Origin of the sequence: Vibrio sp. 10N.261.55.A10, from assembly GCF_041470825.1 — a bacterium.
Classification (GTDB): Bacteria; Pseudomonadota; Gammaproteobacteria; order Enterobacterales; family Vibrionaceae; genus Vibrio; species Vibrio crassostreae_C.
The window spans coordinates 113,047-139,731 of the sequence record NZ_JBFRNC010000032.1 but is presented as its reverse complement, the minus strand read 5'-3'; the positions used below and the strand labels follow the sequence as shown (position 1 = coordinate 139,731).

At 44.2% G+C, this 26,685-nt stretch carries 28 protein-coding genes and 1 pseudogene; 12 read left to right on the top strand and 17 right to left on the bottom strand.

Annotated features, from left to right (window positions below):
- Nucleotides 1-27: 27 nt before the first annotated feature.
- Nucleotides 28-984 carry an AEC family transporter gene (locus AB4274_RS11395; RefSeq protein WP_048610304.1) on the top strand — a complete coding sequence of 319 codons (957 nt, stop codon included), beginning with the start codon at nt 28-30 and terminating at the stop codon, nt 982-984.
- Nucleotides 985-1,106: 122 nt separating this feature from the next.
- Nucleotides 1,107-2,147 (top strand): acyltransferase, encoded by a 1,041-nt coding sequence (locus AB4274_RS11390; protein ID WP_102428135.1) that lies wholly within the window; start codon nt 1,107-1,109, stop codon nt 2,145-2,147.
- Between the two features lie 125 nt (nt 2,148-2,272).
- Here AB4274_RS11390 and AB4274_RS11385 read toward each other — a convergent pair whose 3' ends face one another.
- Both AB4274_RS11385 and AB4274_RS11380 read right to left on the bottom strand, forming a co-directional pair.
- The gene (locus AB4274_RS11385) at nt 2,273-3,151 is read right to left on the bottom strand and encodes a 6-carboxytetrahydropterin synthase (protein ID WP_104216219.1); all 879 of its coding nucleotides are present in this window, start codon (nt 3,149-3,151) and stop codon (nt 2,273-2,275) included.
- A 232-nt stretch (nt 3,152-3,383) separates the two neighbouring features.
- A pseudogene (locus AB4274_RS11380) lies at nt 3,384-3,838 on the bottom strand (helix-turn-helix domain-containing protein).
- 110 nt (nt 3,839-3,948) lie between these two features.
- Here AB4274_RS11380 and AB4274_RS11375 point away from each other — a divergent pair.
- Nucleotides 3,949-4,425, top strand: a complete 477-nt coding sequence (locus AB4274_RS11375) for a YHS domain-containing (seleno)protein (RefSeq protein ID WP_017067245.1) — start codon at nt 3,949-3,951, stop codon at nt 4,423-4,425.
- Here AB4274_RS11375 and AB4274_RS11370 read toward each other — a convergent pair.
- The gene (locus tag AB4274_RS11370) at nt 4,422-4,544 is read right to left on the bottom strand and encodes a hypothetical protein (RefSeq protein ID WP_372112070.1); all 123 of its coding nucleotides are present in this window, start codon (nt 4,542-4,544) and stop codon (nt 4,422-4,424) included. The genes AB4274_RS11375 and AB4274_RS11370 overlap by 4 nt on opposite strands.
- A gap of 49 nt (nt 4,545-4,593) precedes the next feature.
- On the opposite strand from AB4274_RS11370, the gene AB4274_RS11365 reads away from it, so the two are divergent.
- The gene (locus tag AB4274_RS11365; protein WP_372112068.1) at nt 4,594-5,229 is read left to right on the top strand and encodes an START domain-containing protein; all 636 of its coding nucleotides are present in this window, start codon (nt 4,594-4,596) and stop codon (nt 5,227-5,229) included.
- Nucleotides 5,230-5,271: 42 nt separating this feature from the next.
- Here the strand turns inward: AB4274_RS11365 and AB4274_RS11360 are convergent, their stop codons facing one another.
- The 4 genes from AB4274_RS11360 to AB4274_RS11345 all read right to left on the bottom strand — a co-directional run bounded on the left by AB4274_RS11360 (nt 5,272) and on the right by AB4274_RS11345 (nt 8,028).
- A complete protein-coding gene (locus tag AB4274_RS11360) occupies nt 5,272-5,796 on the bottom strand; it encodes a hypothetical protein (protein ID WP_017067247.1) in 525 nt (174 codons plus the stop codon).
- A gap of 8 nt (nt 5,797-5,804) precedes the next feature.
- Complete coding sequence (locus AB4274_RS11355; RefSeq protein WP_017061526.1) at nt 5,805-6,191, bottom strand: MAPEG family protein; 387 nt, start codon at nt 6,189-6,191, stop codon at nt 5,805-5,807.
- A 626-nt stretch (nt 6,192-6,817) separates the two neighbouring features.
- Nucleotides 6,818-7,285 (bottom strand): YjiG family protein, encoded by a 468-nt coding sequence (locus tag AB4274_RS11350; protein WP_004737023.1) that lies wholly within the window; start codon nt 7,283-7,285, stop codon nt 6,818-6,820.
- Nucleotides 7,285-8,028, bottom strand: coding sequence for a nucleoside recognition domain-containing protein (locus AB4274_RS11345; RefSeq protein WP_372112066.1), 744 nt, complete (start codon nt 8,026-8,028; stop codon nt 7,285-7,287). The genes AB4274_RS11350 and AB4274_RS11345 overlap by 1 nt, the downstream gene beginning before the upstream one ends.
- 525 nt (nt 8,029-8,553) lie before the next feature.
- Between AB4274_RS11345 and AB4274_RS11340 the strand changes: the two genes are divergently transcribed.
- The gene (locus AB4274_RS11340; RefSeq protein WP_017061524.1) at nt 8,554-8,730 is read left to right on the top strand and encodes a hypothetical protein; all 177 of its coding nucleotides are present in this window, start codon (nt 8,554-8,556) and stop codon (nt 8,728-8,730) included.
- A 261-nt stretch (nt 8,731-8,991) separates the two neighbouring features.
- Nucleotides 8,992-10,431 carry a sodium:proton antiporter NhaD gene (gene nhaD, locus AB4274_RS11335; protein ID WP_017061523.1) on the top strand — a complete coding sequence of 480 codons (1,440 nt, stop codon included), beginning with the start codon at nt 8,992-8,994 and terminating at the stop codon, nt 10,429-10,431.
- 14 nt (nt 10,432-10,445) lie between these two features.
- Here the strand turns inward: nhaD and AB4274_RS11330 are convergent, their stop codons facing one another.
- From AB4274_RS11330 to AB4274_RS11320, 3 genes are all read right to left on the bottom strand, one after another.
- Nucleotides 10,446-10,832 carry a hypothetical protein gene (locus tag AB4274_RS11330; protein WP_017061522.1) on the bottom strand — a complete coding sequence of 129 codons (387 nt, stop codon included), beginning with the start codon at nt 10,830-10,832 and terminating at the stop codon, nt 10,446-10,448.
- Nucleotides 10,833-11,003: 171 nt separating this feature from the next.
- A complete protein-coding gene (locus AB4274_RS11325; RefSeq protein WP_017061521.1) occupies nt 11,004-11,486 on the bottom strand; it encodes a methylated-DNA--[protein]-cysteine S-methyltransferase in 483 nt (160 codons plus the stop codon).
- Between the two features lie 25 nt (nt 11,487-11,511).
- Nucleotides 11,512-12,888, bottom strand: coding sequence for an AlkA N-terminal domain-containing protein (locus AB4274_RS11320; protein ID WP_017061520.1), 1,377 nt, complete (start codon nt 12,886-12,888; stop codon nt 11,512-11,514).
- A 236-nt stretch (nt 12,889-13,124) separates the two neighbouring features.
- On the opposite strand from AB4274_RS11320, the gene AB4274_RS11315 reads away from it, so the two are divergent.
- Nucleotides 13,125-13,328 (top strand): hypothetical protein, encoded by a 204-nt coding sequence (locus tag AB4274_RS11315; RefSeq protein ID WP_017061519.1) that lies wholly within the window; start codon nt 13,125-13,127, stop codon nt 13,326-13,328.
- A gap of 183 nt (nt 13,329-13,511) precedes the next feature.
- On the opposite strand, the gene AB4274_RS11310 is transcribed toward AB4274_RS11315, so the two are convergent.
- Nucleotides 13,512-14,402: a LysR family transcriptional regulator gene (locus tag AB4274_RS11310; protein ID WP_017061518.1), complete on the bottom strand. Its 891-nt coding sequence runs from the start codon at nt 14,400-14,402 to the stop codon at nt 13,512-13,514.
- 154 nt (nt 14,403-14,556) lie between these two features.
- Between AB4274_RS11310 and AB4274_RS11305 the strand changes: the two genes are divergently transcribed.
- Nucleotides 14,557-14,910, top strand: coding sequence for a DUF413 domain-containing protein (locus AB4274_RS11305; RefSeq protein WP_017061517.1), 354 nt, complete (start codon nt 14,557-14,559; stop codon nt 14,908-14,910).
- A 606-nt stretch (nt 14,911-15,516) separates the two neighbouring features.
- Nucleotides 15,517-16,317, top strand: coding sequence for a glucosamine-6-phosphate deaminase (gene nagB / locus AB4274_RS11300; protein WP_017057618.1), 801 nt, complete (start codon nt 15,517-15,519; stop codon nt 16,315-16,317).
- A 260-nt stretch (nt 16,318-16,577) separates the two neighbouring features.
- Here the strand turns inward: nagB and AB4274_RS11295 are convergent, their stop codons facing one another.
- From AB4274_RS11295 to AB4274_RS11285, 3 genes are all read right to left on the bottom strand, one after another.
- The gene (locus AB4274_RS11295) at nt 16,578-17,114 is read right to left on the bottom strand and encodes an MltR family transcriptional regulator (protein ID WP_198592367.1); all 537 of its coding nucleotides are present in this window, start codon (nt 17,112-17,114) and stop codon (nt 16,578-16,580) included.
- Between the two features lie 50 nt (nt 17,115-17,164).
- Nucleotides 17,165-18,313, bottom strand: coding sequence for a mannitol-1-phosphate 5-dehydrogenase (locus AB4274_RS11290; RefSeq protein WP_009846102.1), 1,149 nt, complete (start codon nt 18,311-18,313; stop codon nt 17,165-17,167).
- Between the two features lie 183 nt (nt 18,314-18,496).
- Nucleotides 18,497-20,389: a PTS mannitol transporter subunit IICBA gene (locus tag AB4274_RS11285; RefSeq protein WP_372112064.1), complete on the bottom strand. Its 1,893-nt coding sequence runs from the start codon at nt 20,387-20,389 to the stop codon at nt 18,497-18,499.
- Between the two features lie 570 nt (nt 20,390-20,959).
- On the opposite strand from AB4274_RS11285, the gene AB4274_RS11280 reads away from it, so the two are divergent.
- Together AB4274_RS11280 and AB4274_RS11275 are read left to right on the top strand one after the other, a co-directional pair.
- Nucleotides 20,960-21,826: a glycerol kinase gene (locus tag AB4274_RS11280; RefSeq protein WP_372054517.1), complete on the top strand. Its 867-nt coding sequence runs from the start codon at nt 20,960-20,962 to the stop codon at nt 21,824-21,826.
- 291 nt (nt 21,827-22,117) lie between these two features.
- Complete coding sequence (locus AB4274_RS11275; RefSeq protein ID WP_017061511.1) at nt 22,118-22,774, top strand: NAD(P)H-dependent oxidoreductase; 657 nt, start codon at nt 22,118-22,120, stop codon at nt 22,772-22,774.
- A gap of 147 nt (nt 22,775-22,921) precedes the next feature.
- On the opposite strand, the gene gltS is transcribed toward AB4274_RS11275, so the two are convergent.
- Both gltS and AB4274_RS11265 read right to left on the bottom strand, forming a co-directional pair.
- Complete coding sequence (gene gltS, locus AB4274_RS11270; RefSeq protein ID WP_017060972.1) at nt 22,922-24,148, bottom strand: sodium/glutamate symporter; 1,227 nt, start codon at nt 24,146-24,148, stop codon at nt 22,922-22,924.
- Nucleotides 24,149-24,464: 316 nt separating this feature from the next.
- Nucleotides 24,465-24,821 carry a YibL family ribosome-associated protein gene (locus tag AB4274_RS11265; protein WP_017060971.1) on the bottom strand — a complete coding sequence of 119 codons (357 nt, stop codon included), beginning with the start codon at nt 24,819-24,821 and terminating at the stop codon, nt 24,465-24,467.
- 326 nt (nt 24,822-25,147) lie between these two features.
- Between AB4274_RS11265 and AB4274_RS11260 the strand changes: the two genes are divergently transcribed.
- Complete coding sequence (locus AB4274_RS11260) at nt 25,148-25,945, top strand: DUF4344 domain-containing metallopeptidase (RefSeq protein ID WP_104216092.1); 798 nt, start codon at nt 25,148-25,150, stop codon at nt 25,943-25,945.
- Nucleotides 25,946-26,100: 155 nt separating this feature from the next.
- Here the strand turns inward: AB4274_RS11260 and AB4274_RS11255 are convergent, their stop codons facing one another.
- The gene (locus tag AB4274_RS11255) at nt 26,101-26,487 is read right to left on the bottom strand and encodes a tautomerase family protein (protein ID WP_102320407.1); all 387 of its coding nucleotides are present in this window, start codon (nt 26,485-26,487) and stop codon (nt 26,101-26,103) included.
- Nucleotides 26,488-26,685 lie beyond the last annotated feature (198 nt).

Sequence of the window (26,685 nt, the reverse complement as noted above, 5' to 3'; positions counted from 1 at the left end):
ATTGAGTTTAATAACTAGGGAAAGAGAATGAACACACTTTGGGAACAGTTTGCGTTTTCGGCGTCGGTAACAGGCCCTATCTGTTTAATGCTGTTTCTTGGTGTGATGCTCAAGCGAATCGGCTTAATCAATGACAATTTCATTGATGTCGCATCTAAGGTGGTCTTTCAAGTCACCCTACCCGCGATGCTATTTCTGAGTATTGTTCAATCGAATCACAACTTTTCAGCCAGTAGCGCGTTAGTTGCGTTTGGCGTCATCGCTAACTTTGTCTTTTTCTTGTTCACGATTTTCTCAACCAAATTAGTATTTAAAGGTTCGAAAGATCAAGGTGTGATTGTCCAAGGTGGATTCCGCGCCAATACCGCGATCATCGGCCTCGCCTATGTGGCTAATATCTATGGCAACCAAGGCGTGGCATTGGCGGCTATCTATGTCGCATCTCTAACCGTGTTGTATAACATTCAAGCCGTGATTGCACTGACACCCAAAGGCGAAGACACTGGTGCGAAAGCGATTAAAGTGATCGCTAAGTCGATTACCAAGAACCCATTGATCATCGCTATTTTCTTAGCGGTCGTCTTCTATGCGCTTTCGATTCCTATCCCCAAAATGGTCACTGATGCTGGTCAGTACTTTGCCAACATGACGTTACCTTTGGCACTGCTGTGTACCGGTGGGTCGCTGGACATCAGCTCGCTCAAACAAGAAAAGTTATCGACGTGGTTCGCCTCTAGCTACAAGTTAATTGCCTCACCGTTACTGATTACACTGGCGGCTGGGTACTTAGGATTTGAAGGGCTCGATCTCGGGCTTATCTTCTTGATGAGCGCAGCACCAACAGCAGCGGCAAGCTACGTTATGGCTCGTGCGATGGGAGGAAACTCAACACTGGCGGCTAACATCATCGCGCTTACTACTGTTGTTTCTCTTATCACTTGTACTCTCGGTATTTTTGTACTTACTGCAATGGATTTAATATAGCTGCGACAGGCTTCAAATAATCAATACAAGCCTTAAAACAAAGGTCGCAACCCTTGATTTAGCGCTAACTGATTCAATAAAAAGGCTGTTAGATTCTACGAAAATTTTCTTAGAGATCTGATATGTCTTCCGTTCAACATACGCCTTCACAACACATCGCCAGTATTGAGTTGGGTCGAGTGATTGCTATCTTGGCGATCATTGGCTTACATGGCCAAGTGGCACTTACTTATTGGCAAATCGATGAAGTGCCTTGGATTGGCTATGTGCTTAACCAAGCCGCTCGCTTCGCTGTGCCTCTTTTCTTCCTTATCTCAGGTTATCTGATTCAACCTAAGCTCACTGCCTTACCTTGGACAACCGTGGTCAACTACTCGAAACCACTCCTCAAGGTTTGGGTGGTTTGGAGCATCATTTGCCTAGTCATGCCATTCAACCTCGCGAAGGTGGAAGAGTTCGGTTACTTAGGCGAACGCCAAGACTATTGGGGCTTTTTAATGAACACCCCGCTCAACTCTTTCTTAGAGGGTGGATTGGTTCATTTATGGTTTATTCCCGCTCTGGTTTGTGCCGTTTTGATCATCGCTTTGATAGTCGAAATGAAACTCGAAAAACTGCTATTACCAACGGCAATTGCACTTTACGTCTATGGTGTTTTAGCGGGCAGCTACGCGAACTTGACCGAACTCTGCGCACCTTTCTTTACTCGTAACGGCCCGTTCTTTAGCACGTTAATGGTGACCTTAGGTTTCCTCATTCGTCAGAATCAATGGAAGGTGTCATCCACTAAAGCGCTGGCGTTATTAGCGTTAGGCATGTTGATTCACTTTGCTGAGGCGGCGTGGCTCACCACGTTCGACGTCGGATTCAACATGAATGATTTCTTGTTTGGTACGGCACTATGGGGAATGGGCGTATTTATGTGGCTTTTGGCTAATCCAAACATCGGCGACTATGCGTGGGTTCGCGCGATCTCGAATCGTATGTTAGGCATCTACGTTTGCCATTTGCTGATCATTATCGTGCTGTTCAATGTCTGTGGAGTTTTAGGCATTACGGAATTGGCAAAAGACGTTACGGTATTTTTTGGCACCGTATTGTTGAGCTTCGGGTTGGTTGTTGGAATCGAAAAAACACCACTGCGACGCGTGCTGCTTCGTTAGTGTTTGTGCCTAACATCATCAGCTAAATCAGTTTTAAAGAGTCACAAAAAGTAAAGGCAAGATAACGGATTATCTTGCCTTTATTTCATCATGTCAGTAATGAGACTGTGTCACTCGCTGGAGTGTTATCGGAACGCCATTGCGCCCTTGCCAACACCTTCATAAGCGACGATTTGTAGTGATTGGTTCTCTGCTAGGCTCGGTTCAACTTGATCCGCGATATAGCCAGCAAGTAATTCCACCGTGGTATCTGTCGGTAAAATTTCCGTCTCACTCTTAGCAATCGCTAGCTCAAATTCGCCTTGTGGCGCGGTGTAGCGGAAGCCATAGTGACTTTCATCATTAACACTGTTCGCGTTTTCACTCAGGTTAAGTGATGAAACTGAAACTTGGTCTTCTTTAGAACCTAAATAAATGTCTTCCCAACGCTGAGCAAATGCTTGTTCACGTTGCCCGTCACGCTGACCATCGACCACGATTTCTACTGGAGAACGGTGACCATGCGCGATGCGTTGGCAGTTGCCATCATGCTTTTTTAAACCATGGGTGTAGTGGTAGAACGCGCCATTAATGTTCTCATGACGTAGGGTGATCTCTAACCCTGTGACGTTACTTGGTAGGTTATCGCGAAGAATATTGTAAACGTGTGCGGTCACACTCTCGATGGTGATCGCTTCTGCATCAATGAGGCAATATGCTTCATCAGGGCAATGTAGATGAAGACTCTTGTCACCACGCAACACATCAACCTTAGAGTAGCCCGCTTTGCTCGCTTGAAGAACAATTGCAGCGCTCTGCATTGGCAGCAGCAAACGATGATCAACATGCTCATCGACAAGCTGTTTGATCTGCTTTTTGACCTTGCTAAAATCCAGCACCATGCTCATTTCATTAAGTTCACCAGACATGGTGACATCTAAAATCCAACTATCTCCTACGACCCCTCTGTGTTCACAGATGTATGAAGAATCGATAACGGTAAGGTCTCTTACAAATAGGTTCAAGTTGAACTCCTTAATACTTTAATGAGATACGGGAGGCTGAATAATGTTCAGCAGGCACTTCGTCTCATTGGTGTCTAGATAAAATAGGACGGGCAGGATGTTACAACGAGCTTATAAAGTCCACCTTTTTACACCCTCTTCCGATAAAAGAACAAACTACATACAATTTCCGCTAAAACATAGACCAGCCAGATACGAATAGCCATAAATCGGGTGGGGATTGCCTGCCGTTTCACGACGCATTTTGCTTTAGCCAAAGGCGCGGCGACACTCCGGCAACATGTTGAAAAGCACGTGAGAATCCTGAATAGCTATTGTAACCCACTTCATCAGCGACCCAATTGATCGGCTTATTTTGCAATAACAGAGATTGAGCAACAGAGACTCGCCACTTTTGCACATAATCTCCCGGCGTTTCACCCACTTCCCGTTTGAACGCTTCAATAAACTGAGTACGAGACATCGCGGCCAGTGACGCCATTTCGGCAAATAAACAATGCAAGGCTGCGACAAATGCCTGTGTTCCGTGTGAGCGCTAGACAAGCTCAACTCCCCCGCGCTCAATACATGAAGGTGGCCCTCTTTACCTTGTTGCGCGTTAAATGACGATACTCCACACAGGTTTCCAGAATAGAAAACGCCAGTGCGTATCGAGAAGTGTTCCATTAGTTGTGAAAGCAGATCCATGCATCCTCCGAACGATTCGCTTAGTTTTTAGTTCTTTTGTCCCTCTATAGACCGGACGAGTGGGCTAAATTATTTCAAACAAGATAACCAACACTGACAAGGAACTTGATATGTCACACATGAAATCGACCAGTCAAAAAATCACTCTAATGGCCGCGTTACTAGGCACCAGCTTTTCGTTAATGGCAGCAGACCTTGATATGAGTGTCGACAGCAATAACCTCGCAATTAAAGGCTATGATCCTGTCGCTTACTTTGCCAATGAAGGTCCAGTAAAAGGCACATCTGAGTTCACAGCGACCTATAAGAATGCGATCTATAACTTTGCGAGCAGTGAAAACAGAGATGAATTTCGAGCCAATCCAGAAGCCTATGCCCCTCAATATGGCGGTTACTGCGCGTTTGGAGTAGCCATGGGTAAGAAGTTTGAAACCGACCCTCTCGCTTGGAAGGTGGAAGATGGAAAGTTGTATCTGAACTTAGACAAATCGGTTCAGAAACGCTGGCTGGAGAATACACAAGAGTTCATCCAAGACGCCAACAGCAACTGGACAACCATCAAAACCGTAGAAGCCTATAAGCTCTAGCCTACAGCGCTTATCCATTGCCCAAGAATAAAACGGAAGCGACCGAACGCTTCCGTTTTCATTGGGATTTTCCCCAAAGAGGCCAACCCACAGCGATTGGCAACACCTACTAAGTCCATTTCTATTCTATACTCCTAGCAGATAAGCTTTTCTTTTTATGGAAGAATAATGACATTACCTAAGATTTTGGTACTCGGCCTCTGCGCCCTATCGACACTGACTTATGCCAACCCATGGCAGTTCGTCAAAAGTGAAGATGGCATCATGATTGATAAAAGGCCACACAGCGAAGGCTTGGTCGAAATACGAGCACAGATGCAAACGCCCACCACTTACTCCGGTTTTTTACTGTTATTGGAAGACAGTGAGAACGTGCCAAACTGGATAGATAATGTATCGCAAAGCCGTGTGTTGATGCAGATATCTGAAGATGAAAACATCGTCTATACCCAATTCAAAGCACCGTGGCCTGCCAGAGATCGAGACATGGTGACCTACTCAAAATACAGCATCGAGGGTGGGCAGTTTGTTTTGTCGATAAAGGATGCGTCGAACTATTTGGCGAAAGAGTCGGGGTACATTCGAATCTACGATGTGGACGCAGTTTGGACACTGCAACCGCTGACTAATGGCAATACCTACATCACCTACACCGCGTATGCGAACGCAGGGGGCATCTTGCCAAATTGGTTGATGAACAAGTTATCGATAGGCAGTGCACTGAGCACGTTTAAGGGGCTAAAAGAACAGTTACCAAAGTACCAAGGCCAACAGCACCCTAACCTGCCAAATGAGTCTCGCTAACGATACAAGTCGATAAGTAAATGGAGGCATTAAGGTTAAAGATTAAGGTCTTCTAGCGAGGTCGCGAGCTAAGATAAGCGCCAAGCCAAATACTTGAAGAAACAGGGCGATGTTCTTATAGAAAGCCATTTTCTCATCAAGCCTTTGGATTAACTCAACCAAGGTCAGGTTATCCAAATAGTAATCATCGATTCGAGTTCGTTGCGCTTCTTGTGCACTGTTTATCAGCATCATCAGTTTCGGTAAGTGAGCCAAAGAGATACTTGGCACTTCGCTACTCACCCAACGCCTAAGTTGCCCACGCAGTGCTTCGTCGAGAACCGTGGTCGGCTGCACCGTTTCTAGTTTATCAAGGTGAATCAAAATCGCTTCACGCTTGCGCTCTAGGGTTTCAATCGTATTCCAAGCAAGCTGTATTGAGTACACATTGCCGTATTTGCGATCGTTGTACTCCGCTTTCTCAGCTTCAATTTTATCGAGCACCAAGCTCGACATGACAATCGCCATGATGTTGAGTATCAAGCCTGCGAGGACAATCGCCCAAGCAGGAGGAAGACGCAACGCCATAATGCTCCCTAGAACATTTTATCAAAAGGTAGGTAAGCTAAGTTTAGGACAATCAAAGAGATCATGCAGATAAGCGTTAACACCATACCCACTTTTCGACCTTTGAAGTTCTTCGCTAAGATCCCTTTCGCATGAATCACACGCCCCAGAATAAACGCCACACCAATGACATGAATCAGCCACACACCGGCGCCATTCATCTCTAACAATCCCATCAAAATAACGGTGATTGGGATGTAATCCATAGCATTACTTTGTGCCGAACGTGCTATCTGTAACGACTCGACACCGCCATCAGCATGAGCAACAAGATTGATTCGCCTTTGCTTGATCACCTCTATTGCTAACCAAATCATTACGATCGTCAGCAAGGCTGCGTAAAGTGCTGTAACCATCATATTTCCCTATTATTTTGTGTTTACTCAGTGTTCTTTGTTATCTGTTCGACAACACCCGCCGAGATAAAATGAAAATCGCACCCGAGTACTTGTAAGAGATCTCTCACACCGAACGTAAGAGATCACAATCAAGCTTCGCAGAAAATTCCTAAAATACAAACCCAAGCCCTTGTTTTGTATGAATCCACGCATATTTCTTTCGATCAGTGGGTACATTTATTTCTTAGGGTGGATTGTGAGCAAAGCCTCTGCAGTGTTTAATACACATGTCGACAGTGAGTTGGCAGGAACAGGAAAAAGCCTAACGGATTAGGTATCTTCAGGATGAAGATTTGATGGCTTAGGATGAGTTATCAGCAAGGAAGTTATGCTCTAGGATAGAGTCGCTTATCAGGATGATGAGTTTGCAAGGACACCGCTAGGACGGCGATGAATTGGATAGGTTAAAGGATTTAGCCACGTCAAGGAACGATGCAGGGAGCACCAGTTACCTATTGAAAGATAAGTAACGCGCAGTAGCAGGATGGCTACGAAAAGAATAGACCCCGTTTGGTGAAAGCCAAACGGGGTTTCCTTTTTTGTAACGTCTGAAAGCTGTTCGCAGCTAACCGTTCAAAGTCACGTTACAAAATAATGTTCATCAAGAACATTGCACCAAACGCATTCAATACCGAAATCGCGATCATCACCGGGATGTAGCGACCTTCAGTACCAATTGGTCCCATAATACGGCCCATGTATTGCACCTGAGAGCCCATCAAGTAGATAGCTGGCGCCAAGATAGCTATATGGTTGCCGTTCAGAATACCTTGGTCAAACAGCGTGATAACCACGCCCACCGCGCCACCCATCGACATCCACGCACCGATCAATACCGCTGCCGCTTCGCCAGGTAAACCAAATACCGCCATAATTGGAGCAAATACACTGCCCATCAAATCCAGCGCACCCGTTATCTGCAATGCCTTGATGATCACAAACGCCATCAGAACATTCGGTACCGTAGAGGTAGTCGCAATAACCCAGCCTTTCTTAGCACCTTCAACGAAAATATCAGTAACCATTGGTTTCTTTGCTTTAACTTCGCTCATTATGCTACTTCCTCTTCCTCTTCCAGTTTTTGTTCTTTGTCTGATTTTGGTTTGTCTTCTTTGCCTTCAGTAATGTTGAGGTAAATACGGAACAGATTCGCGCCGACAAACTTAAAGATAAACATCACAGCGACAGCCAAACCAATTGACGATGTCACCGCTAAAGAGCCGTCCATCGCGGTTAGAGTGAACAGCACCGCACCTGAAGAGAAAAAGTTAACGATCGCCGCACCCGCCGTAAACTGGAACATGGTGAACACATCGGTTTCACGCTTAGTCAGATGTCCTTCGTCTTTCAGCTGACGTGTCATCGCTGCGCCAGCATCGGTACTTTGCAAAGAAGCGATCAGTGCCAAGCCTGAGTTACCCGGAATACCCATCAGAGGGCGAAGCAGAGGTGTCAGTAGTTTACGAGCCGCATCCAGTGCACCGTAGTGCTCAAGTACGTTGATCATACCCAGTGCAAACATCACGGTCGGAATAAGTGTCAAAGCAAAAATGAAACCGTCGCGAGCACCACTACCGCCTTTACCACGCAGTGACGTCGTTGCCGCTTGAATACCATCGGCCGTTTCACTCACATCGTAAGCGACCTTACCGAATGAACCGTTGAGCGTTGTAAAATCGAACACTCCATACCATTCATTGGACTGCATTAAGCCTGAAAAGAACACCATCGCGAACGCGAGTGCGATATAGCTGCCGATCGTGACTTTACGATCGGTTTTGGTTGGATTAGTCATAAGGACCTCTATACATCTCGTTTATGTGGAACAGAACACGTATAGATAGTGCAAACTAATGAGCGAAAGGTTAATGACCAAAATCAAATAGCGTATCGGTTTAAATAAAAGAAGCACAGCAACATATAAAACTGTGATTTGGATTTAAAAGCAGGACCATACGCTAAATAAATTAGAATATTTCACATACAAAACTAAAAAATCTTGCTTCAACAGCGCAACCAAAAACGCACACAATCGCCACACAAATCTGGCTTCTAGTGAGAAGTTTTTACCTAGTGCGATCTCTGATAATGCTGTAAGAGATCTCTTACATTGTTTTTCTGGTCAATTTTAATTCGATTATAATACAGAGACTTAAAAAGTGATTTTGCTTCCAGAACGCAACCGTTTTCCCTTAGTTGATTGAGTTTTGAGCCAAGCGCAAACAGTGAGCCATTTTATAAATAATTTGAGCTTAATTCGAAATTTCAGCCCTCAGAGGTGCTATAGACTTCGCGCAGCCAATATAGAAGGAGAACGGTAATGACTATGGAAATGAGAACGCTTAAATATCAAGTAATGGGCAAAGGCATGTGGATCACTGCAACAGTATCTCGCGTAGTAGCGGACAAACTTGCGCTTGAATACCAATCCTATGGCTGGCCTGTTGAAGTATGTGCAGCAGAACAAACACTGACGTTTGATCTCAATGCTGCATAATGTTAGCAATTTCGAATAAGCTCTATCGGCACTGAGTCCGGTAGGGCTTTTTCTTTGGTCTTTAGTCTTTGGTCTTTGGTCTTTAACTTAAGTGTGGAAGACAGTAATTTTGAGTATGTAAGACCGTATTTCGTTCACATCACAGTCTATTCCTTTCATTATAATCTATTGAATTATTAAGATATCTATCACACTGCACATGGTTATTTAGGTCTACTCTTTTACCCGTGTTAATAACTTATTAACTTCGGAGCGTAATCCATGTTAGGTATCCAGCTTTCTGCTGTTCTCTCTTTGTTACTCTTTTCTTCGGTAGCAGGTGCTGCCACTTCTCAGTTGGGAGAACCACTCAAGCTCACCAACTCATTCGCTGGCTACCTATCCCTGACCATTTTCGTTGTCGCCTACATCGTGGTGATGATGGAAGAGTACCTAAAGCTCCGAAAATCTAAGCCAGTGTTACTTGCAGCAGGACTGATCTGGATAATCATTGGTTTTATCTACCAAGAACACAACCTTGTTGAAGTCGCTAAGCAAGCACTCGAACACAACTTACTGGAATACGCTGAGCTGTTACTTTTCCTACTCGTCGCCATGACCTACATCAGCGCCATGGAAGAGAGAAGACTGTTTGATGCGCTGCAAGCGTGGATGGTGGGCAAAGGCTTTAATTTCCGCTCTCTGTTCTGGCTAACCGGTATTCTGGCCTTCTTTATCTCACCGATCGCCGACAACCTCACCACAGCTCTATTGATGTGCGCCGTGGTTCTGAAAGTCGCAGGATCTAACCCTAAATTCGTTAACCTAGCCTGTGTGAATATCGTGATAGCCGCTAACGCTGGCGGCGCGTTCAGCCCATTCGGTGACATCACAACGTTGATGGTGTGGCAGGCTGGTTATGTGAGCTTCAGTGAATTCATTCCCTTATTTATTCCTTCAGTGATGAATTACCTCGTCCCTGCAATGATCATGTCTTACTTTGTTCCCACAACCCAACCCGACACGGTGCATCAGCACGTTGAATTAAAACGCGGTGCAAGACGCATCGTGTTGTTGTTCATCATGACCATCGGCACTGCGGTTGCTTTCCATGCCGTACTCCACTTCCCTCCAGTAATGGGCATGATGATGGGGCTGGCGTATCTACAGTTCTTTGGTTATTTCTTGCGTAAGACCTTACCAAATTCACTGGCGAAGAAAAAAGCGGTGGCGATTGCCAACAATGATGGGGGGGCATTGAAGCGACTCGGTTCAGTCGTGCCCTTTGATGTATTTCGAAGAGTGTCCCATGCCGAATGGGACACTCTGCTGTTCTTCTACGGCGTGGTAATGTGTGTAGGTGGCTTGAGTCTACTGGGATACTTGGAGCTTGCCTCTGGCGTGATGTATAGCCAATGGGATCCAATTTGGGCCAACATCATGGTGGGGATCTTATCTGCGATTGTCGATAACATTCCGGTGATGTTTGCCGTGTTATCGATGGAACCTCAAATGTCGATGGGTAACTGGCTACTGATCACCTTAACCGCAGGCGTTGGCGGCAGCTTGTTATCTATTGGTAGTGCGGCAGGTGTGGCGTTAATGGGCGCGGCGCATGGCAAATACACCTTCTTTGGCCACTTGAAATGGATGCCAGTGATCATGATTGGCTATGCCGTCAGTATCGCTGCACACCTATGGCTTAATGGCGATCTTTTTTAATTCGGAGATCTTTTCTAGTTCGAACTGTCTTTCACAGGCTTATCTACAAGTGTCCAGACGTTACTCAATTGTATCGCTGGACATTGGTTGCAAGTTAGCATCTCGCCCTTCTGTTGAATGCGCATCACTAGTCTAGAGTCAGTTCGGCTGCTTCCAGAATTGAATTCAATGGTGATCAAGTCATCATCAACACGATAGGTTCGAGTCACGGAATTATCCGTTGTTTGATAAGTCACTTGCCCGGATTCAAAAAGTAGATAACTGTCATTATCTGCGTTCTCATACATACCTTTGAACAGAGCAAGCTGTGGAACCTCGAAAGGTCGGCTGGTATCAGTTAAACAACCTGTCAGCAATAATGCAGAGCTGCAGCCAGATATTAGTAAGGGGAATCTATTCATTTGGGCATCCTTGCCTAGAGAACATAGTCAAAGAATATGCAACCAAATCGATATTTCCCAGAAAGCGTTGATTTTAATGCAAAGTCATATTTTAAGAACCACTCGCCTTCACCATTAAGTAGTACGAGATATTCAGCCAGCATCTCGACAGGCTCATGGCTAAATCGCTTGCTAGTCTTGCTCTCTTCCCTCTATCACCAATAAGTGCTGTTTACGTTCTACGCCACCTGCATAACCCGTCAGTTTGCCGTTTTTACCAATCACACGGTGACACGGCACAATCACTGAAACCGGATTTTTGCCATTCGCCAAACCCACAGCACGAACGGCTTTCGGATTGCCTATCGCATCGGCCAATTGTGCATAGCTCCAAGTCTCTCCATAAGGAATGGTCGTCAGCGCCTGCCAAACCGACTGCTGAAATGGCGTGCCCTTGGCTGCAATCGGCACAGAAAACTGAATAGCTTCGCCCGAGAAATAGCGATTAAGCTGCTCGATAGCCAATGCAAAGATCGGAAAGCTATCATCTTGAACACCCAACGGTTCCGGCTTGGTGGTATGTGTCTCGAACCAAAGGCCGAGCAAACCTTCATCGTTCGCCTGTAACGTCACGGTTCCCAATGGGCTCTCATAGTAAGTAAAACGGTTGTCCATGATATCTCCTAGCTTAGTATTCCGATTAAGACTGATTCCAACAGTGGAACGTGGCGTAACTACCCCAAGGCGAAACACTCTCCGTGTTGATGGCGGGGCGATGCTCAATAAACTTCTTCACCACCAAGTCACCAACCAACAGATGATTAGGTTCGCTTAACCCGCGAAGCAGTGCATATTGAATAGTCCAAGGCCCAATCCCTTTTAGCTCAATCCATTTGGAAGGATGCTCAGCTTCATTGTCGACCATGTATTCGGCAAAACGCTTTAGGGTCTCTTTGCGGCTTCCCGGCATTCTCAAGAAGCTAACATCAGCGTCCGCTATCTGTTTTGGTGTTGGGAAGCTGGCTTTCTCATGTTCATCAGAAAGCTCTTTGACCAATAAGTTAAGCTGACCAATCGCCGCGGTTACCGAAACTTGCTGTCCTAGAATCGCTCTCACGCCTGCCTCCCAAGCACTCCACACGCCAGGAATACGGATACCACTCTTAGCCACCAAGTTAGGATCGATAGTCGTAAAGAACGTCTCAACCTTGGCAATATCGACATCAAGATCAAACATACGGCGGATATTCGCAATCAAGCTTCTTAATTGGCTTATATCATCCAACTCGAATTCAATATCCAAGCGGTTATCTTTGGCTAAAGTCGCCTTGAACCAACCCTTTGACCCGTTCACATTTACCGTGCGCTTATAATAATCTTCGCCAACGCCTTCTAAGCCCTCAATCATTCTTCGTCGATAAAACCTCAACAAGTGGTTCCAATCTAAGGGTCCATGAAAACCAAGCTGAATATGATTACTCTGAGTGTCACTTGGCTTCGCTCGCCTAATTTGGCTTGGCGAAAGCTGCAGCTCTTTTTGAAAGGCATCATTAAAACGGCGCGTACTATTGAAGCCACTAGCAAAGCCGACATCAGTAATGCTCATGCTACTGGTGTGCAGCAACTGCTTGGCAAACATCAATTGACTGTACAGACTATATTGCTTGGGTGACACGCCGATGTAATTGTCGAATAAGGTTCGTAAATAACGATCTGAAATACCTAACCGCGTTGCAAGGTCGACGATAGATCCTGAATTCAGAGCGCCATTATCAATCAACTGCATCGCACGTAAGAAAGTGGTTTCGACGCCCTTCCAAGCCGGCGAAAAAGGTGCGCTGTCTGGTCGACAACGTAAACAAGGACGATATCCCGCTTTCAATGCTTGAGCTTGATGGGAAAAATATTCGACATTTTCTTCTTTGGGTGGTGTGGCTGGGCAAATCGGGCGACAAAAAATTCCTGTCGTTTTCACCGCTGTAAAAAACATCCCATCAAAGCGAGCATCTCGTGCATATCGAGCCAAATGGCACTGCTCACTGGTTAAGCTGCTGTTGTGATTGATCTTTTTCGACATGCCGTACTCTTCCCACTTACCATAGCGTTTGATCCGATACCTAAAAGTTTACCGTGAACCACCATTGTCGCTAGCCACTTTCGGAAGCGAAGGTCAGATAAATCACAAAAAAGGGTTTTAATTTTATTCAATTCGACTAAATTTAACCTAGAGAGGGCATTCTTCTCACAACGTCAACGATCGGTACTTAGCACGCCAAGATGCAGAGACCTATCGAATATAAAAAGGAAAAGGCTATGGTTCTACACACATGTCGTATTGTTTTATCAAATCAACAGGTTCTCACCAGTCAATCAGTCGAGCAGTCTCTAAGCTTTCTTGAAGACAAAGCGGACAACGGGATTTCTATGATCGAGATTGACGCAACGGATGGCAATCAAATCCATTCGTACATGTCACACTCTCTTGAAGAGTCTATTGAGAATCTAATGAACCTATAGGGCTTTTAATAAAGGCTACACATACCAGGCCTAAACGATATTTATGGAATTAGAAACGATCTCTAGTTCCGAAAAGAAGTACATTTCTGGTTTAAAACAAAAATGGCTCCCAACTATACAATTAGTTGGGAGCCATTTTTTATTGAATCTAATCAGCAAAGCCACTGCTTACCGCGAATGCCGTTACTCAGGTGCTTGTTCAGCGGCTTGCTGCAATGTGTAAGCCGTCGATGGGTCAATCTCATTAACCAACTTCTCAACCTGCATGATCGCATCAACCGAGGTACTGCTTTTACGGTAGCTCAGATAAATTGGGAGATACCAGTCTTCAACCCCTTTCACCTTGTGCAGCTGACCCGAATCGATAAAAGGTTCGACTAGAGACACCGGAAGATACGCACTGCCGCCTTTCTCTAAAATGAAATCGAGGGCGATACGGGCTGTAGAGGTACGTAGGTACGGTGCTGGCACTTTAGGGTGACGTTCTGCGTGTTCAGAACCAAAGCGCGTTCCCCAATCCACATAAACATACTTATGTTGAAATACAGATTCCAGATCATCTTGCTGCGTTGATACCAACACCAAAACCAAGTCAGCGACTTTTTTACAGTTCAGCTCTTCTGCTTTGATCTGATCGAACGCGAAAGCCATATCTAAGGTTCGTTCTAACAAATTACGGTTCAGTTGCTCGCGCCCCATCACCTCTGCCATAAAGCCGTAACCACCAAAAGAGTCGGTTACCACACTTAAACAGTTTTGCAGATACGCATCCCAAATATTCGGCGTACCGCCCAGCGTTAACTGCAAGGCTTTACCACTCTCTAACGACAGCTCAAATTTGGCTTGTTGTAGGGTGGACACCATCACTTCGGCATAACCAATCAAACGTTCACCGGAAGATGTGAGTTTGATGTTATTGCGGTCACGAATGAAGAGCTGAGTATCAAAATAGCCTTCAAGCTGTTTGATCCGCGCACTCACCGCCGCTTGTGTTAAATACAAGTTTTCAGCTGCACGCCCAAAATGGCGCACCCTTGCAACCTCAAGAAAGGTTCTAAATACTTTCACATCCATCAAATACATCTCTGTAATAAATCTGCTAACTAGCCGATCTAGGATTGTTTATCGTAAAGGCAAAAACATTTTGTTTCCTATTTTAGCCTTTTAACAATATTTTCGCGTGAGCAATAAACACTAATTTCTATCTAACCACATTACTGAGGCTGATATGTCTGAGACCGAATTCCGACACGGAAAAAAACGTTTTTATGACACCATTAAATTCCCGAGAGGGTTCGCTAAGTCGGGTGATTTTACTCTTTCAGAAGAGGAAATCCTAACCTTGTTTGGTGACACTATGCTTGCACTTGAAACTGGTGAACTAGCACCAATCAATGCAGAAGAAAAACACTTCATTAAAGTGTTGTCTCACCCTCATAAGGCAAAGTCCAAGTTAGAGCGTGTTTGGTTGAAGTACATTCAACTGGCTCGTGGACGCCGTCGCTTTCACACCCTAAACGGCTGCAAACGCGGCGACGTATCTAGGGAAGAATACGAAAGTGAGTTAGTGTTAGAAGATTAGTAAAATCGCTCAAAGTGATACCTCATCACTTTGGGCTTTTTTTTGCCTTCAAACACACATCTTCTTTGTAATTGGTAAGTTTAGCCAACCTATCCATTTTTACCAATATTTATATACAATTCATAGCGATAGCGTGACTAAAACACAGCTCTCGTTCAATCTTATGGGTATTCATCCCACTGAGATTCATCGTTCTTCATCCTGCCCCTGTCTTTTATCACGATAGCGCTCCATTGCCATCATTATTTTTCTAGTTTCAACTATACGCTCAACGCTTGTTTATACTCGAAACACGTTAATGCACCAAAATTCGTCAATGGTTCGAGCGATGCCATTATTGCAATAATCGTATCAAGGCATAGAAACACACCAACCCTTTCAGGTGCTGAATTAGATCAACATTGCTGTATATGACAAACGTATTAATCTTGTTTAACGCCACCAAATATCCATACAATAATTGTGCAATTTTGAGAGTTCCAGTCACAGTTACGACGAAAAAAGCAAAAACTTGACCTAAAACAATAGCGGAACTGGATAACTTATTTTATAATGCGAATTAATGTTTCAGAACACTATAAAATTTTATTTCTAGGGGCAAAATCAATGAGACTTATTCCATTAAGCAACAAAGCTAAAGTAGGTAAATGGGCTGCTCGTCATATCGCAGATTCAATCAACAAGTTCGCTCCAACGGCTGAGCGTCCATTTGTACTAGGTCTTCCTACTGGTAGCACACCTCTAACTACTTACGCTGAGCTAATTGAACTTTACAAAGCTGGCGAAGTTAGCTTCAAGCACGTTGTAACATTCAACATGGATGAGTACGTTGGCATCGACCCTAACCACCCAGAGTCTTACCGCACATTCATGCACGAGAACTTCTTCAACCACGTTGATATCCAAGCAGAAAACATCAACCTGCTAGACGGCAAAGCTGAAGATATCGATGCTCACTGTGCAGCATACGAAGAGAAAATCCGTTCATACGGCAAAATCAACCTGTTCATGGGCGGCGTAGGCATCGACGGTCACATCGCATTCAACGAACCAGGTTCTTCTCTATCTTCACGCACTCGTATCAAAACGTTGACTGAAGACACTCGTATCGCGAACTCTCGTTTCTTCGATGGCGACATCAACCAAGTTCCTAAATACGCACTAACTATCGGTGTTGCGACTCTTCTAGATGCAGAAGAAGTGATGATCCTTTCTCTAGGCCACAACAAAGCTCAAGCGCTTCAAATGGCTATCGAAGGTTCTGTAAACCACATGTGGACTGTTACAGCTCTACAGATGCACCGTAAAGCTATCATCGTTGCTGATGAGCCAGCTCAACAAGAGCTAAAAGTTAAGACTCTACGTTACTTCCAAGAGCTAGAAGCTGAGAACATCCAAGACCTATAATTCCTATAGTCTTGAATAGCAGGGCGTTTTTATAAAGAGAGCGTCTTGAATAGAAAAAGCCACTGAATGTGGCTTTTTTGTGCCTGCTGCTTTTGTATTTAATGGGAAGATATTTCGGATATTTTTTAGAAGCACAAAAACAACAAAGCGATTTCTCCAACGAGAGAAACCGCCATCATTTAAATCTTTGTATTGAAACGAACGAACAGCTACAAGTTATGTAGGATGCGAAACAAGATAAGCAGAGCTGCAAACTAGAGCTAAGAGCTCAGCGCGTTATCTCGGCATAGGGTAGTGATAATGTCAGTGATAGCTAATACGATCGTCGACTTCACCTTTTGATTATGTCGCCCCAAGAACATTTCAAGCATTGGGCCAGACATCGTTTCCACCATCTCCGCGTCATATTCGATAGGCATAATACGCTGAATCGCGTGCACCTTGTTGAGCTCAAATATCACATCAACTTCTGTAAAGCTGGTGTCTTCACCCTGTATTTTCGCCCACTCTTTCAAGGTAACGAAAACCTCTAGATCGTCGTAGAGTTCTTTACTGATCACGCCAAGTCCGAGTAGCAACTTAGCACGAATCATGATCTCGCCTAACGGCCCACCACTGTTGAGAAGTGGCTCGACAACGAACTTAATTGCAGTGTCGTCTTTCTTAAAGATGTTTTTTAATACGGCATCTACCGTGTCGTCCAATGCATCATAAGCAGCCATTAGGCAGGCGCTAGCACTCTCAGCTTCCGAAAGGGCTTCGAGTAATTCAGTTTCATGGCTTGTTTGTATTGGCATAACGGCTCGACAATAAGAAAGTGCCACTGGTGTGGCACTTTGATGGTTTATCATTTCAATGCTAGATAAGCTTCTTCCGCTAGTTTAACAACTTCTGAGTCACTATTCAGCTCAGAATAATGCGCTAATGTCTCAGCAAAGCCTTTTTCTGCGAACATTGCTTGAAGTTCAACCGCTTGTGGGTCGTCTTCGTTCTTGTAATGGAACGCAGCAGCGATTGCTTTTACTAGGTGAGCATTCGGTAGGCCGTACTCTAATGTACCGTTTAGAGGCTTAACTAGGCGGTCTTGCGGGCTCAGTTTACGAATTGGCTGACGACCAACGCGGTCTACTTCATCACGTAGGAACGGGTTAGCAAAACGACCTAGAATCTTTTGGATGTAGGCAGCGTGTGCTTCTGGATCAAAGCCGTAACGCTTAATCAGAACCGCACCACTCTCTTCCATCGTCGCTGTTACTTCAGCGCGGATTACGTCATCTTCGATAGAGTCTTTAATAGTCTCATGACCTGCAAGCACACCAAGGTATGCCGTTACCAAGTGACCTGTGTTTAGCGTGAACAGTTTACGCTCAACGAAAGCCATTAGGTTATCAGTGCATTCCATTCCTGGGATGTTTGGAATCTCACCTTTGAATTGTGTTTGATCTACGATCCACTCGCTGAACGTTTCAACCGTTACCGCTAGAGGATCTGTTTCGCCCGCTTCTGCCGGTGGAACAATACGGTCAACCGCAGAATCAACAAAGCCAATGTGCTCTTCAGTGAACGCTTTCATTTCATCAGAAAGGTGCTCTAACACGGCTGCTTTTAATTGGCTAGTACCGCGAACCATGTTCTCTGCCGCGATGATGTTCATTGGTGCAGTGTTGTTTGCTGCTGCACGCTTTTCAATGCCTTGAGCGATAGACTTAGAGATGATTTTAAGAACCGTAGGGCCCACTGCAGTCGTCACAAGATCAGACTCAGCAATGCAATCTACTACTGCGCTTGTCGCTGAGTTTACTGCTGTCACGTTCTTAACAACTTCGACAACACACTCTTCGCCAACAATCTTAACTGGGTATTCTTGGCGTTCAATTAACGCATTTACAACCGTTTCATTTACGTCAGCAAACGTAACCTTCATACCAGCATCAGAAAGAAGCTTACCAATGAAACCACGACCGATATTACCTGCACCAAAATGTAACGCTTTCATAATTTTGACCTTATAAATATTTGAATCTAGATAGCTAACTGCTCAACAACATGCCTTGACGATGTGCCCTAGGCATTAAGCAGTAAGCTATTCAGACTGAATCTTGTTAGAAAGATTAAGACCGAAAATGAGGCCAGTAGGGGGATACCGGCCTCCTTCACTCAGGAGCTTGACTAGAGCTTTTTAGTTTCCGTTGAGAATACGTAGAACATCAGCAGGGTTTGTTGTGTTCTGTAGGCATTCCACAGCTTCTTCATCATCGAGTGAATTGGTAATAGCCATCAGCACCATGTTGTGCTCATCGCCTTGTGCGGCAATACCGATAACCATCTTCGCGATATCATCTTCATCTTCGCCCCACTGAATACCTTCAGGGTACTGACAGAAAACAATGCCGGTTTTTTGTACATATTGTTTCGCTTCGATTGTGCCGTGTGGCACAGCGATAGACTCACCTAGGTAAGTAGACACAAGCTCTTCACGAGCAAACATGCCATCTACATATTCTGGTGATACGTTGCCAAGTTTTACTAATTGTTCGCCAGCAAACTTGATTGCGTCTTCTTTTTGAGTCGCTTTAAGGCCAAGGAAGATGCTGTCGTCTGTCAGTGCAAGCTTGTTGCCTTCTTGTGCTGGAGCTGCAGCAGGCGCCGGAGCTTCTACTTTCGCTTCACCACTTTGAGCATCGACAAGTTCAGCAACTAGTTGGTCGTATACACCGCCGTCTAGGAAGTTGCTTAGAGACATATGCATCGCACCTGGCACAGTGCTACGAGCACGGTCTGTTAGGTCTTTATGCGTAATAACGATTTGCGAATCAGCCGGTAGATTGTTGATTGCGTAGTTGGTCACTTCAATGTCTAGGCCAGCTGTTGCTACTTTCTTACGTAGTAGACCCGCACCCATTGCACTTGAACCCATACCCGCATCACACGCTACATAAACTGCTTTTACATCCGCTAGGTTTACGTTTGCTTCTGCTGCTGCACCTTTAGAAGACGCTTTCATGTCTTTCATTTGTGCAGAAGCTTTCTCTAGTGAATCTTCCTCATCATCTTGCGCTGATGTTTTAAGGAGGATTGACGCTACAACAAACGATACTGCCGTTGCTGCGATAACCGATAGAATCACGCCGATGTAAGAGCCTTTTGGCGTCATCAGTAAGACTGCGAAGATAGAACCTGGAGATGCTGGAGAGATAAGGCCAGAATCGAACACTACGTTAGTGAATACACCCGCCATACCACCTGCGATTACCGCAAGAATTAGACGTGGGTTCATTAGAACGTAAGGGAAGTAAATTTCGTGGATACCACCTAGGAAGTGGATGATAGATGCACCAGCAGCAGATTGCTTCGCGCTACCTTTACCAAACACCATGTAAGCAAGTAGAAGACCAAAACCAGGACCTGGGTTTGCTTCGATTAAGAAGAAGATTGAACGACCAATCTCTTCAGATTGCTGGATACCTAGTGGAGAGAAGATACCGTGGTTGATTGCGTTATTTAGGAATAGAATTTTCGCAGGTTCAACAAAAATAGATGCTAGAGGTAATGCACCTGCTTCTACCATTGCGTTTACGCCAGCAGCAAGTCCGCCAGATAGAATCTTAACCGCAGGACCAATCACGATGAACGCGATGATCGCACAGATCATGCCGATGATACCCGCAGAGAAGTTATTCACTAGCATTTCGAAACCACTCTTCACTTTACCGTGAACAGCTTCATCGAATTTTTTAATTGCGATACCACCTAGTGGACCCACAATCATTGCACCCATGAACATTGGGATATCAGTACCAACGATAACACCCATTGTCGTGATGGCACCTACTACCGCACCGCGGTCACCACCAACCATTTTACCACCGGTGTAACCAATCAATAGTGGCAATAGGTATGTAATCATAGGGCCAACCATTGATGCTAACGTTTCGTTAGGCCACCAACCGGTTGGGATGAATAGTGCAGTAATGAAACCCCACGCAATAAATGCGCCGATGTTTGGCATTACCATATTGGATAAGAAACGACCAAAGTTTTGAACCTTAATCTTTGCTTCTGGTGATAACATAGGTAGAACCCCGTAATGTATTGGTTGGTCAAATGACCGAAAGTGTGTACTCAAAAGTCGATTAAAATGTATCACAACATTTCTAAAATGCACCTTAGCCCAACTTTCGTGACAACCATCACACACGAAAAACACTTTAGGGTTAACAAGAGCACTTTAGATCACAAAAATACCATGAATTAAAATTACAAAGCCAAATTAATGAGAATAAATATCATTAACGCAAGATCTAGATCACGCTTTATCTTGTAATACTTAAAAATAAATAGTGATCAAAATCACATTTAATAAAATATAGCATCTAAGATCTATATAAACCGTATAAAAGAACATCGTGTCACGTATAGAAAATATGCACCCAGATGAGCAGAATCGCTAATCATGTAATTTAATTACAGAAAGAACCACATTTCCCACAAAATCAAAATCAGACATGACTTTCTACTAAAAACATAGACCAGTGAGCAGTAGTTGGCATTAGTAGATGTGATATGGTACTCGCCTGTGCTATCACATCATGTATCTCACCAAAATCCATCAGCGGATCACTCTGCTATTTGAGAAAAGACTATGTCAGACAAAATTTCCACATCCGCACTCGCTAAACAAAAAGGCATAGAAGCTAAAACTTTATTTAGCGATCTAAAAACAGCGGGTTATATCGTGCGCTCACAAGAGCGCTGGGTTCTTACAGAACGAGGAGAAAGCTTTGGTGGGGAATATGTCGAACATAAGAAGTTCGGTGTCTTTATTGTCTGGCCAGAGAAACTTCTTATCGATTTGGATTCATTCTCAGGAAATACATTGACCGCCACTCAGCTCGGCGGTGCCTTTCAACTCAGCGCAAAGAAAATCAACTTATTGCTCAATGAGCTTGGTTGGATAACAAAAGAAGAAGACGGTTGGCATGTCACCTCTACAGGCTTAAAAGCCGGAGGTGAACAAAGAGAAGACAAAGCGACTCAAAACTTATTCGTGGTATGGCACGACTCATTGGTTCGCAATAAACGTTTAAAGCAGTCTGTTGTTGAATTCCTAGGGCATGATGCTGAAAGCCACTCGACCGATGTGTCATTCTCCAGTTTTCGTCAGAAATTTGAGGCGAAGCACCGAAGCTTAGACGGGCATTATGTTCGATCAAAGGGAGAGCTGATCATTGATAACTGGCTTTATATGGCAGGAGTGGTCCATGCGTACGAGCGTCCGCTTCCGATATCAAAAGAAGTGATCAGCGATTTTTATCTACCAAGTGGCAAAGTATACATCCAGTTCTGGGGAACTGATTCTGCGCCAATCGCCGAAAATAAACGTGAAGCTACGAGAAAAATCTATGAAGAGCATGGTTTTGGTTTAATCGAAATCACGCCAGAAGATATCCCCAACCTAGACAGCGTACTTCCGCCATTATTGCGCCAATATGGTATCAAAGCGTACTAAGCTACTGAATCTAGAGATTCCACCTCCATTAAGATCACACTTATTGAATCATTATGGACATTATTAACCATAGTGATTTGATATGTTCGCTATTTTTCCCGAGTCATTCTTCTATTATCTTACACCCATCGACTTGAGCTACCGCAGATACTCGATTTATTGGGGCATGTTCGATAACTATTTAGACGTTCAATCTATTGAGATTCGTTTAAATTGGTTATCCGTTTATTGTTGACGTAACTGAACATAAAACCCTACAACATTTATTATTGATAGATATTAGGATTCAACATGACTCATCCAATCATTACTGATCTAAACACTCGTTACACAGCTAAAAAATACGATGCAGAAAAGCGCATCTCTGCGGAAGACATGGAAGTAATCAAAGAAGCACTTCGCTTGTCAGCTTCTTCTATCAACTCTCAGCCTTGGAAATTCATCATCATTGAGAGTGACGCAGCAAAACAACGCTTCCACAATACTTTCGAAAACATGTTCCAGTTTAACCAACCACATGCGAAAGAAGCGTCACACACGATCCTGTTTGCTCACGATCCTAAGTACACTAAAGAGAAATTCGCGAAGCGTGCTGATACAGAAGTAAGCTCTGGTCACTTACCAGCTGAAATGTACGAGCAATTCTTAGGTGCTTACGCATTCGCAGAAATGAACACAGACGAAACAGGTTTCAACGGTAACTGGACTAAGTCTCAAGTTTACATCGCACTAGGTAACACACTGCACACACTAGCTCGTCTAGGTATCGCTTCAACACCTATGGAAGGTGTAGATGCAGCTATGATCAGCGAAGAGTTTGCTGACGAACTAGAAGGTCACGTTGTTGATGTAGCTCTAGCTATCGGCTACCACAAAGACGGCGAAGACTACAACTACGGCAAACCAAAAGCGCGCCTAGCTCTTGATGAAGTCGTTACAACACTTTAGGGCGTGTTGATGTGACAGAGCCCTAACCGCAGGGGTATCAGGCAAGAAAACCTCGATAAACAAGAACAAAAAAAGCCAGTCAACAGACTGGCTTTCTTGTATTCATCTTAGTGCGATAAGCACATTGCGTTTAAGTAAAGGCGAACATTAACCGATAAACGAGATGTAACCCTGAAGGATAATCAGGTTAACGATATCGATAAAGAAGGCACCAACAATTGGCACCACCATGAACGCCTGTGGTGAAGGACCAAAACGGTTCACCAAAGAGCCCATGTTCATTACCGCTGTTGGTGTTGCACCTAGGCCGAAACCACAGTGACCACCTGCCATAACCGCTGCGTCGTAGTTAGAACCCATTACTTTGAACGTCACAAAGTAAGAGAAGATACCTAACACAACCGCCTGAACCGCCAGGATAACCAAGAACGGAATCGCAAGGTCAAATATGTTCCAAAGCTTAAGGCTCATTAGCGCCATTGCTAGGAACAGTGACAATGACACCGTACCAAGAATATCGACCGTTTCGCTGTCAGTCTTATGCAGCTTAGTCACTTCAAACACGTTAGTGATGAACACACCGATAAACAACGCGTAAACGAAGTCAGGAATCATCAACCAAGAAATTTCAAAAGTCGCCACCCACTGCTCTAGGTACTTCGCACCCGTGATACAGATAAGAAGGATGAACAACACTTCAATCACCTTCTTCGCCGTCACTTTGTCTTCTTCATACTCGTTGTAAGTAACAAGTTCAGGGAAGCGTTCATGTGTTTGCGTGCCAGTGCCGTACTCAGATTCAAGCTGGTTTTTATCAATCAGCTTTTGCGCCACTGGGCTACCGATAATACCACCGATGATCAAACCAAAGGTCGCTGAAGCCATCGCGATTTCTAGCGTATTTGCAATGCCAAACGTGTCTGCAAAAGTTTGAGACCAAGCCGCGCCTGTGCCGTGACCGCCCGAAAGGGTGATAGAGCCAGCAATCAAACCCATCAAGGGTTCAAGGCCTAGTGCCGTAGCTAAGGTTACGCCTACACCGTTTTGGATAATGATGTAAACCGACGCTACCCCTAAGAATAGGAATACCTTAGCACCACCTTTTATCAGCTGCGTGTAGTTCGCCGCAAGACCGACCGTTGCAAAGAACATCAACATAAACGTGTTCTGCAGGGGCAAGGAAAACTCAAGATCAAGGCCGTTAAAGTGCAGGGCTGTAATAGCAAAAGCGACAATCAAGCCGCCGACAATGGGCTCTGGAATGTTGTACTTTTTGAGAATCGGAAGCTTTGCATTGACGAAATGACCTAGAAACAAAACACTAATCGCGATTAGGAAGGATTCTAGTGGTCCAATTGAAATTAATTGATTCATATAACCTCTATTTTTTTACGTTCTCATCTTCCCTAATGAGTCTAGTTTTATCTGTAATTATTTGTGCTGCTCTACCTATATTTATACAAACTGGAGAGAAAGTGTGGATTCGAAAAGCGAACACATTACTGCGATCGCTTAGTACCATGTTAGTAGCACGTTAACTTTTATAGGAGATAAAAGGATTTGTGACAACAATCACCTCCTAAAAGTTGAAAACGGCGTGAGTATCTATGCCGCTGACTCTGCTTTCTTAATACCTAAAAAAGCAAAAAGGAGCTATTTCTAGCTCCTCTTTCATCACCATCGCTGGTAATTAGAATTTTTTCGGTGCGTAACCAGTCATAACCTCAATGCGAAGTTCTTTACCGATCTTCGTCATTGGGTGAACAATTACGAGTCCTTTAACAGACTTTTTAAGTTTACCCATATCCGCTTGCTCAGCCTTAGTGATCTCACGGCTAAATGGCATATCAACCAGAGACTTACGCTCTTGGTTCACATCATAGCTTTCTTTGTGTTTAAGCTGGGCAATTTTCTTAGTTAGCTTCTTAATCTCTTCCTCGAACTGACGAACAACAGGACGATCATTACGAGTTTTAGCAGCATCTAACTTGTGGCGACACTTGTCTAGACGGTTGTTAATTTGTTGAAGTTCGTTTTTAACACTCATAATAATTTCCTAAGATTAAACAAGCCAATTCGGATTGGGGCGCGGAGTATAGCACAAGGGTTGTGTTGAACCGAAATTTATCTGTTAATTACCAATAGAAACGAATCACATCGACACCGCTCATTCAGCTTACTTATTCTTTGTGGCGAATCTCTAAGCGGATTATTCATTGATATGATAGCGCCTACTTCAAAAATTGCAGTCCTCGATGCATCAAAATTCCGTCTAAACTTATACTCTAACGAAATAACTAAATCAGGGTACACAGCTTGGAGTTGTTACCCCCAGCACGACTCTGAATCGCAACGTAATCACAAGGATAGCCGATGACATTATTGAAACGAACATTGACCTGCAGCCTAGCCCTGAGTGCAATGTTTGCCACAACTTATGCATCTAGTGAACAAGCCACCCAAAGTAACCTAATCGTCGAGTACTCTACACCGCAAAATACCGAAGAAGAGCAGCTCAAACGAGAGATTCAAAGCAGTGGCGTTAATGACACCGTGGTCGACCTATCAAACCAACTCTTCATGTTTGAGAAGCCATTAACCATTCAATATGGCGGGGAAAAAGGACCACTCTACGATCCACAAACCCATCAAGTACTGATCCCTTACAGTTTTTACGCTGAGTCACTCAATTACTTTGAGAAGAACCAATACGAAAAAGAGTATGGGAAATCTGCGCAAACCGGCGCTATTGATACCTTGCTGCACACCCTGCTACACGAGACTGGGCATGCGTATATCGAAGATCAGAACATTGCCATATTGGGTAAAGAAGAAGATGCGGTTGATAACCTAGCAACCGTGCTACTGCTTAACTACGTAGAGCATGGGGCCGACGCTGCTATCAGCGCTGCAGACATGTTCGCTTTCGAGTCAGAAGACCGCCCAGAGTATTACGACTTGGGGGAATACATCGACGAGCACAGTTTCGATCTGCAGCGTTACTTCTCCACGTTATGCTTGGTGTATGGCAGCGATCCCGATGCCTATAAGAACTTGCTCGATGAAGTGGAAAACGACTATTTGAAAGACAGAAAAGAGTTCTGCGTTGAGCACTTTGACGTGATCGATGAAAATTGGCATCAGTATTTAAAAAAGAGTGACGATGCTTAGATGCTTAAAGGTTAGTGTCGAGAACTAGGAAAACGGCTTTGGCATCAAATTCCAAAGCCGTCACTCGATAGATTGGCTTAAGTCTTACGTGTTAAGAGTTAAGAGTTAAGAGTTAAGAGTTAAGAGTTAAGAGTTAAGAGTTAAGAGCTTAAACCCTAGACGTTCACTTTGTACTTCAGATCTTGTGCTTCATCGCCCGTCATCCCTCGAAAACCCCAACAATGTGAAGGCTGCTCTTTAATGGTGATTTCAATATCAATCGGAGAGATAGCTAACTGCTTCTCTATCTCAGAAAATATCTTCTTAATTAAGCGCTTTTTGGTGTTTACCGCTCGACCTTCCATCATATTTATCTCAATGACGGTATAGGCTTCTGTTCTTCCTTCCGGGTAAAAGAAGTCATCTCGTTCCAATGGCACAAACCGATGTGCTCGCTTGTCATCGGGTAAACCCATTTCACTGTTCAAGCACTGCTGCAACACATTAGAGAGCTGCAACTTAATTGGATTTAAGCACTCTTTGATACCATAAATAACAATCATGACCATTCCTTTGATGCGATGTTAGGTATAGAAGAACGTCAGATAGAAGCATCGTCTGGCAACTACCCATTCGCTTACTATTTGTTCATATATTACCTAATGACGCGTATGAGAAAAGGTAAAAACAATGAATTTATGAACAGGTGCAACAAAATATCTATCCCTTTGCGAACATAAGCCGAAGCGAATTGATCGAAC

Coding starts and splice junctions, on each gene's coding strand:
- AB4274_RS11395 (WP_048610304.1), top strand. CDS start 28: ATGAACACACTTTGGGAACAGTTTGCGTTTTCGGCGTCGGTAACAGGC.
- AB4274_RS11390 (WP_102428135.1), top strand. CDS start 1,107: ATGTCTTCCGTTCAACATACGCCTTCACAACACATCGCCAGTATTGAG.
- AB4274_RS11375 (WP_017067245.1), top strand. CDS start 3,949: ATGTCACACATGAAATCGACCAGTCAAAAAATCACTCTAATGGCCGCG.
- AB4274_RS11370 (WP_372112070.1), bottom strand. CDS start 4,544: ATGGACTTAGTAGGTGTTGCCAATCGCTGTGGGTTGGCCTCTTTGGGG.
- AB4274_RS11365 (WP_372112068.1), top strand. CDS start 4,594: ATGACATTACCTAAGATTTTGGTACTCGGCCTCTGCGCCCTATCGACA.
- AB4274_RS11360 (WP_017067247.1), bottom strand. CDS start 5,796: ATGGCGTTGCGTCTTCCTCCTGCTTGGGCGATTGTCCTCGCAGGCTTG.
- AB4274_RS11355 (WP_017061526.1), bottom strand. CDS start 6,191: ATGGTTACAGCACTTTACGCAGCCTTGCTGACGATCGTAATGATTTGG.
- AB4274_RS11350 (WP_004737023.1), bottom strand. CDS start 7,285: ATGAGCGAAGTTAAAGCAAAGAAACCAATGGTTACTGATATTTTCGTT.
- AB4274_RS11345 (WP_372112066.1), bottom strand. CDS start 8,028: ATGACTAATCCAACCAAAACCGATCGTAAAGTCACGATCGGCAGCTAT.
- AB4274_RS11340 (WP_017061524.1), top strand. CDS start 8,554: ATGACTATGGAAATGAGAACGCTTAAATATCAAGTAATGGGCAAAGGC.
- nhaD (WP_017061523.1), top strand. CDS start 8,992: ATGTTAGGTATCCAGCTTTCTGCTGTTCTCTCTTTGTTACTCTTTTCT.
- AB4274_RS11330 (WP_017061522.1), bottom strand. CDS start 10,832: ATGAATAGATTCCCCTTACTAATATCTGGCTGCAGCTCTGCATTATTG.
- AB4274_RS11325 (WP_017061521.1), bottom strand. CDS start 11,486: ATGGACAACCGTTTTACTTACTATGAGAGCCCATTGGGAACCGTGACG.
- AB4274_RS11320 (WP_017061520.1), bottom strand. CDS start 12,888: ATGTCGAAAAAGATCAATCACAACAGCAGCTTAACCAGTGAGCAGTGC.
- AB4274_RS11315 (WP_017061519.1), top strand. CDS start 13,125: ATGGTTCTACACACATGTCGTATTGTTTTATCAAATCAACAGGTTCTC.
- AB4274_RS11310 (WP_017061518.1), bottom strand. CDS start 14,402: ATGGATGTGAAAGTATTTAGAACCTTTCTTGAGGTTGCAAGGGTGCGC.
- AB4274_RS11305 (WP_017061517.1), top strand. CDS start 14,557: ATGTCTGAGACCGAATTCCGACACGGAAAAAAACGTTTTTATGACACC.
- nagB (WP_017057618.1), top strand. CDS start 15,517: ATGAGACTTATTCCATTAAGCAACAAAGCTAAAGTAGGTAAATGGGCT.
- AB4274_RS11295 (WP_198592367.1), bottom strand. CDS start 17,114: ATGCCAATACAAACAAGCCATGAAACTGAATTACTCGAAGCCCTTTCG.
- AB4274_RS11290 (WP_009846102.1), bottom strand. CDS start 18,313: ATGAAAGCGTTACATTTTGGTGCAGGTAATATCGGTCGTGGTTTCATT.
- AB4274_RS11285 (WP_372112064.1), bottom strand. CDS start 20,389: ATGTTATCACCAGAAGCAAAGATTAAGGTTCAAAACTTTGGTCGTTTC.
- AB4274_RS11280 (WP_372054517.1), top strand. CDS start 20,960: ATGTCAGACAAAATTTCCACATCCGCACTCGCTAAACAAAAAGGCATA.
- AB4274_RS11275 (WP_017061511.1), top strand. CDS start 22,118: ATGACTCATCCAATCATTACTGATCTAAACACTCGTTACACAGCTAAA.
- gltS (WP_017060972.1), bottom strand. CDS start 24,148: ATGAATCAATTAATTTCAATTGGACCACTAGAATCCTTCCTAATCGCG.
- AB4274_RS11265 (WP_017060971.1), bottom strand. CDS start 24,821: ATGAGTGTTAAAAACGAACTTCAACAAATTAACAACCGTCTAGACAAG.
- AB4274_RS11260 (WP_104216092.1), top strand. CDS start 25,148: ATGACATTATTGAAACGAACATTGACCTGCAGCCTAGCCCTGAGTGCA.
- AB4274_RS11255 (WP_102320407.1), bottom strand. CDS start 26,487: ATGATTGTTATTTATGGTATCAAAGAGTGCTTAAATCCAATTAAGTTG.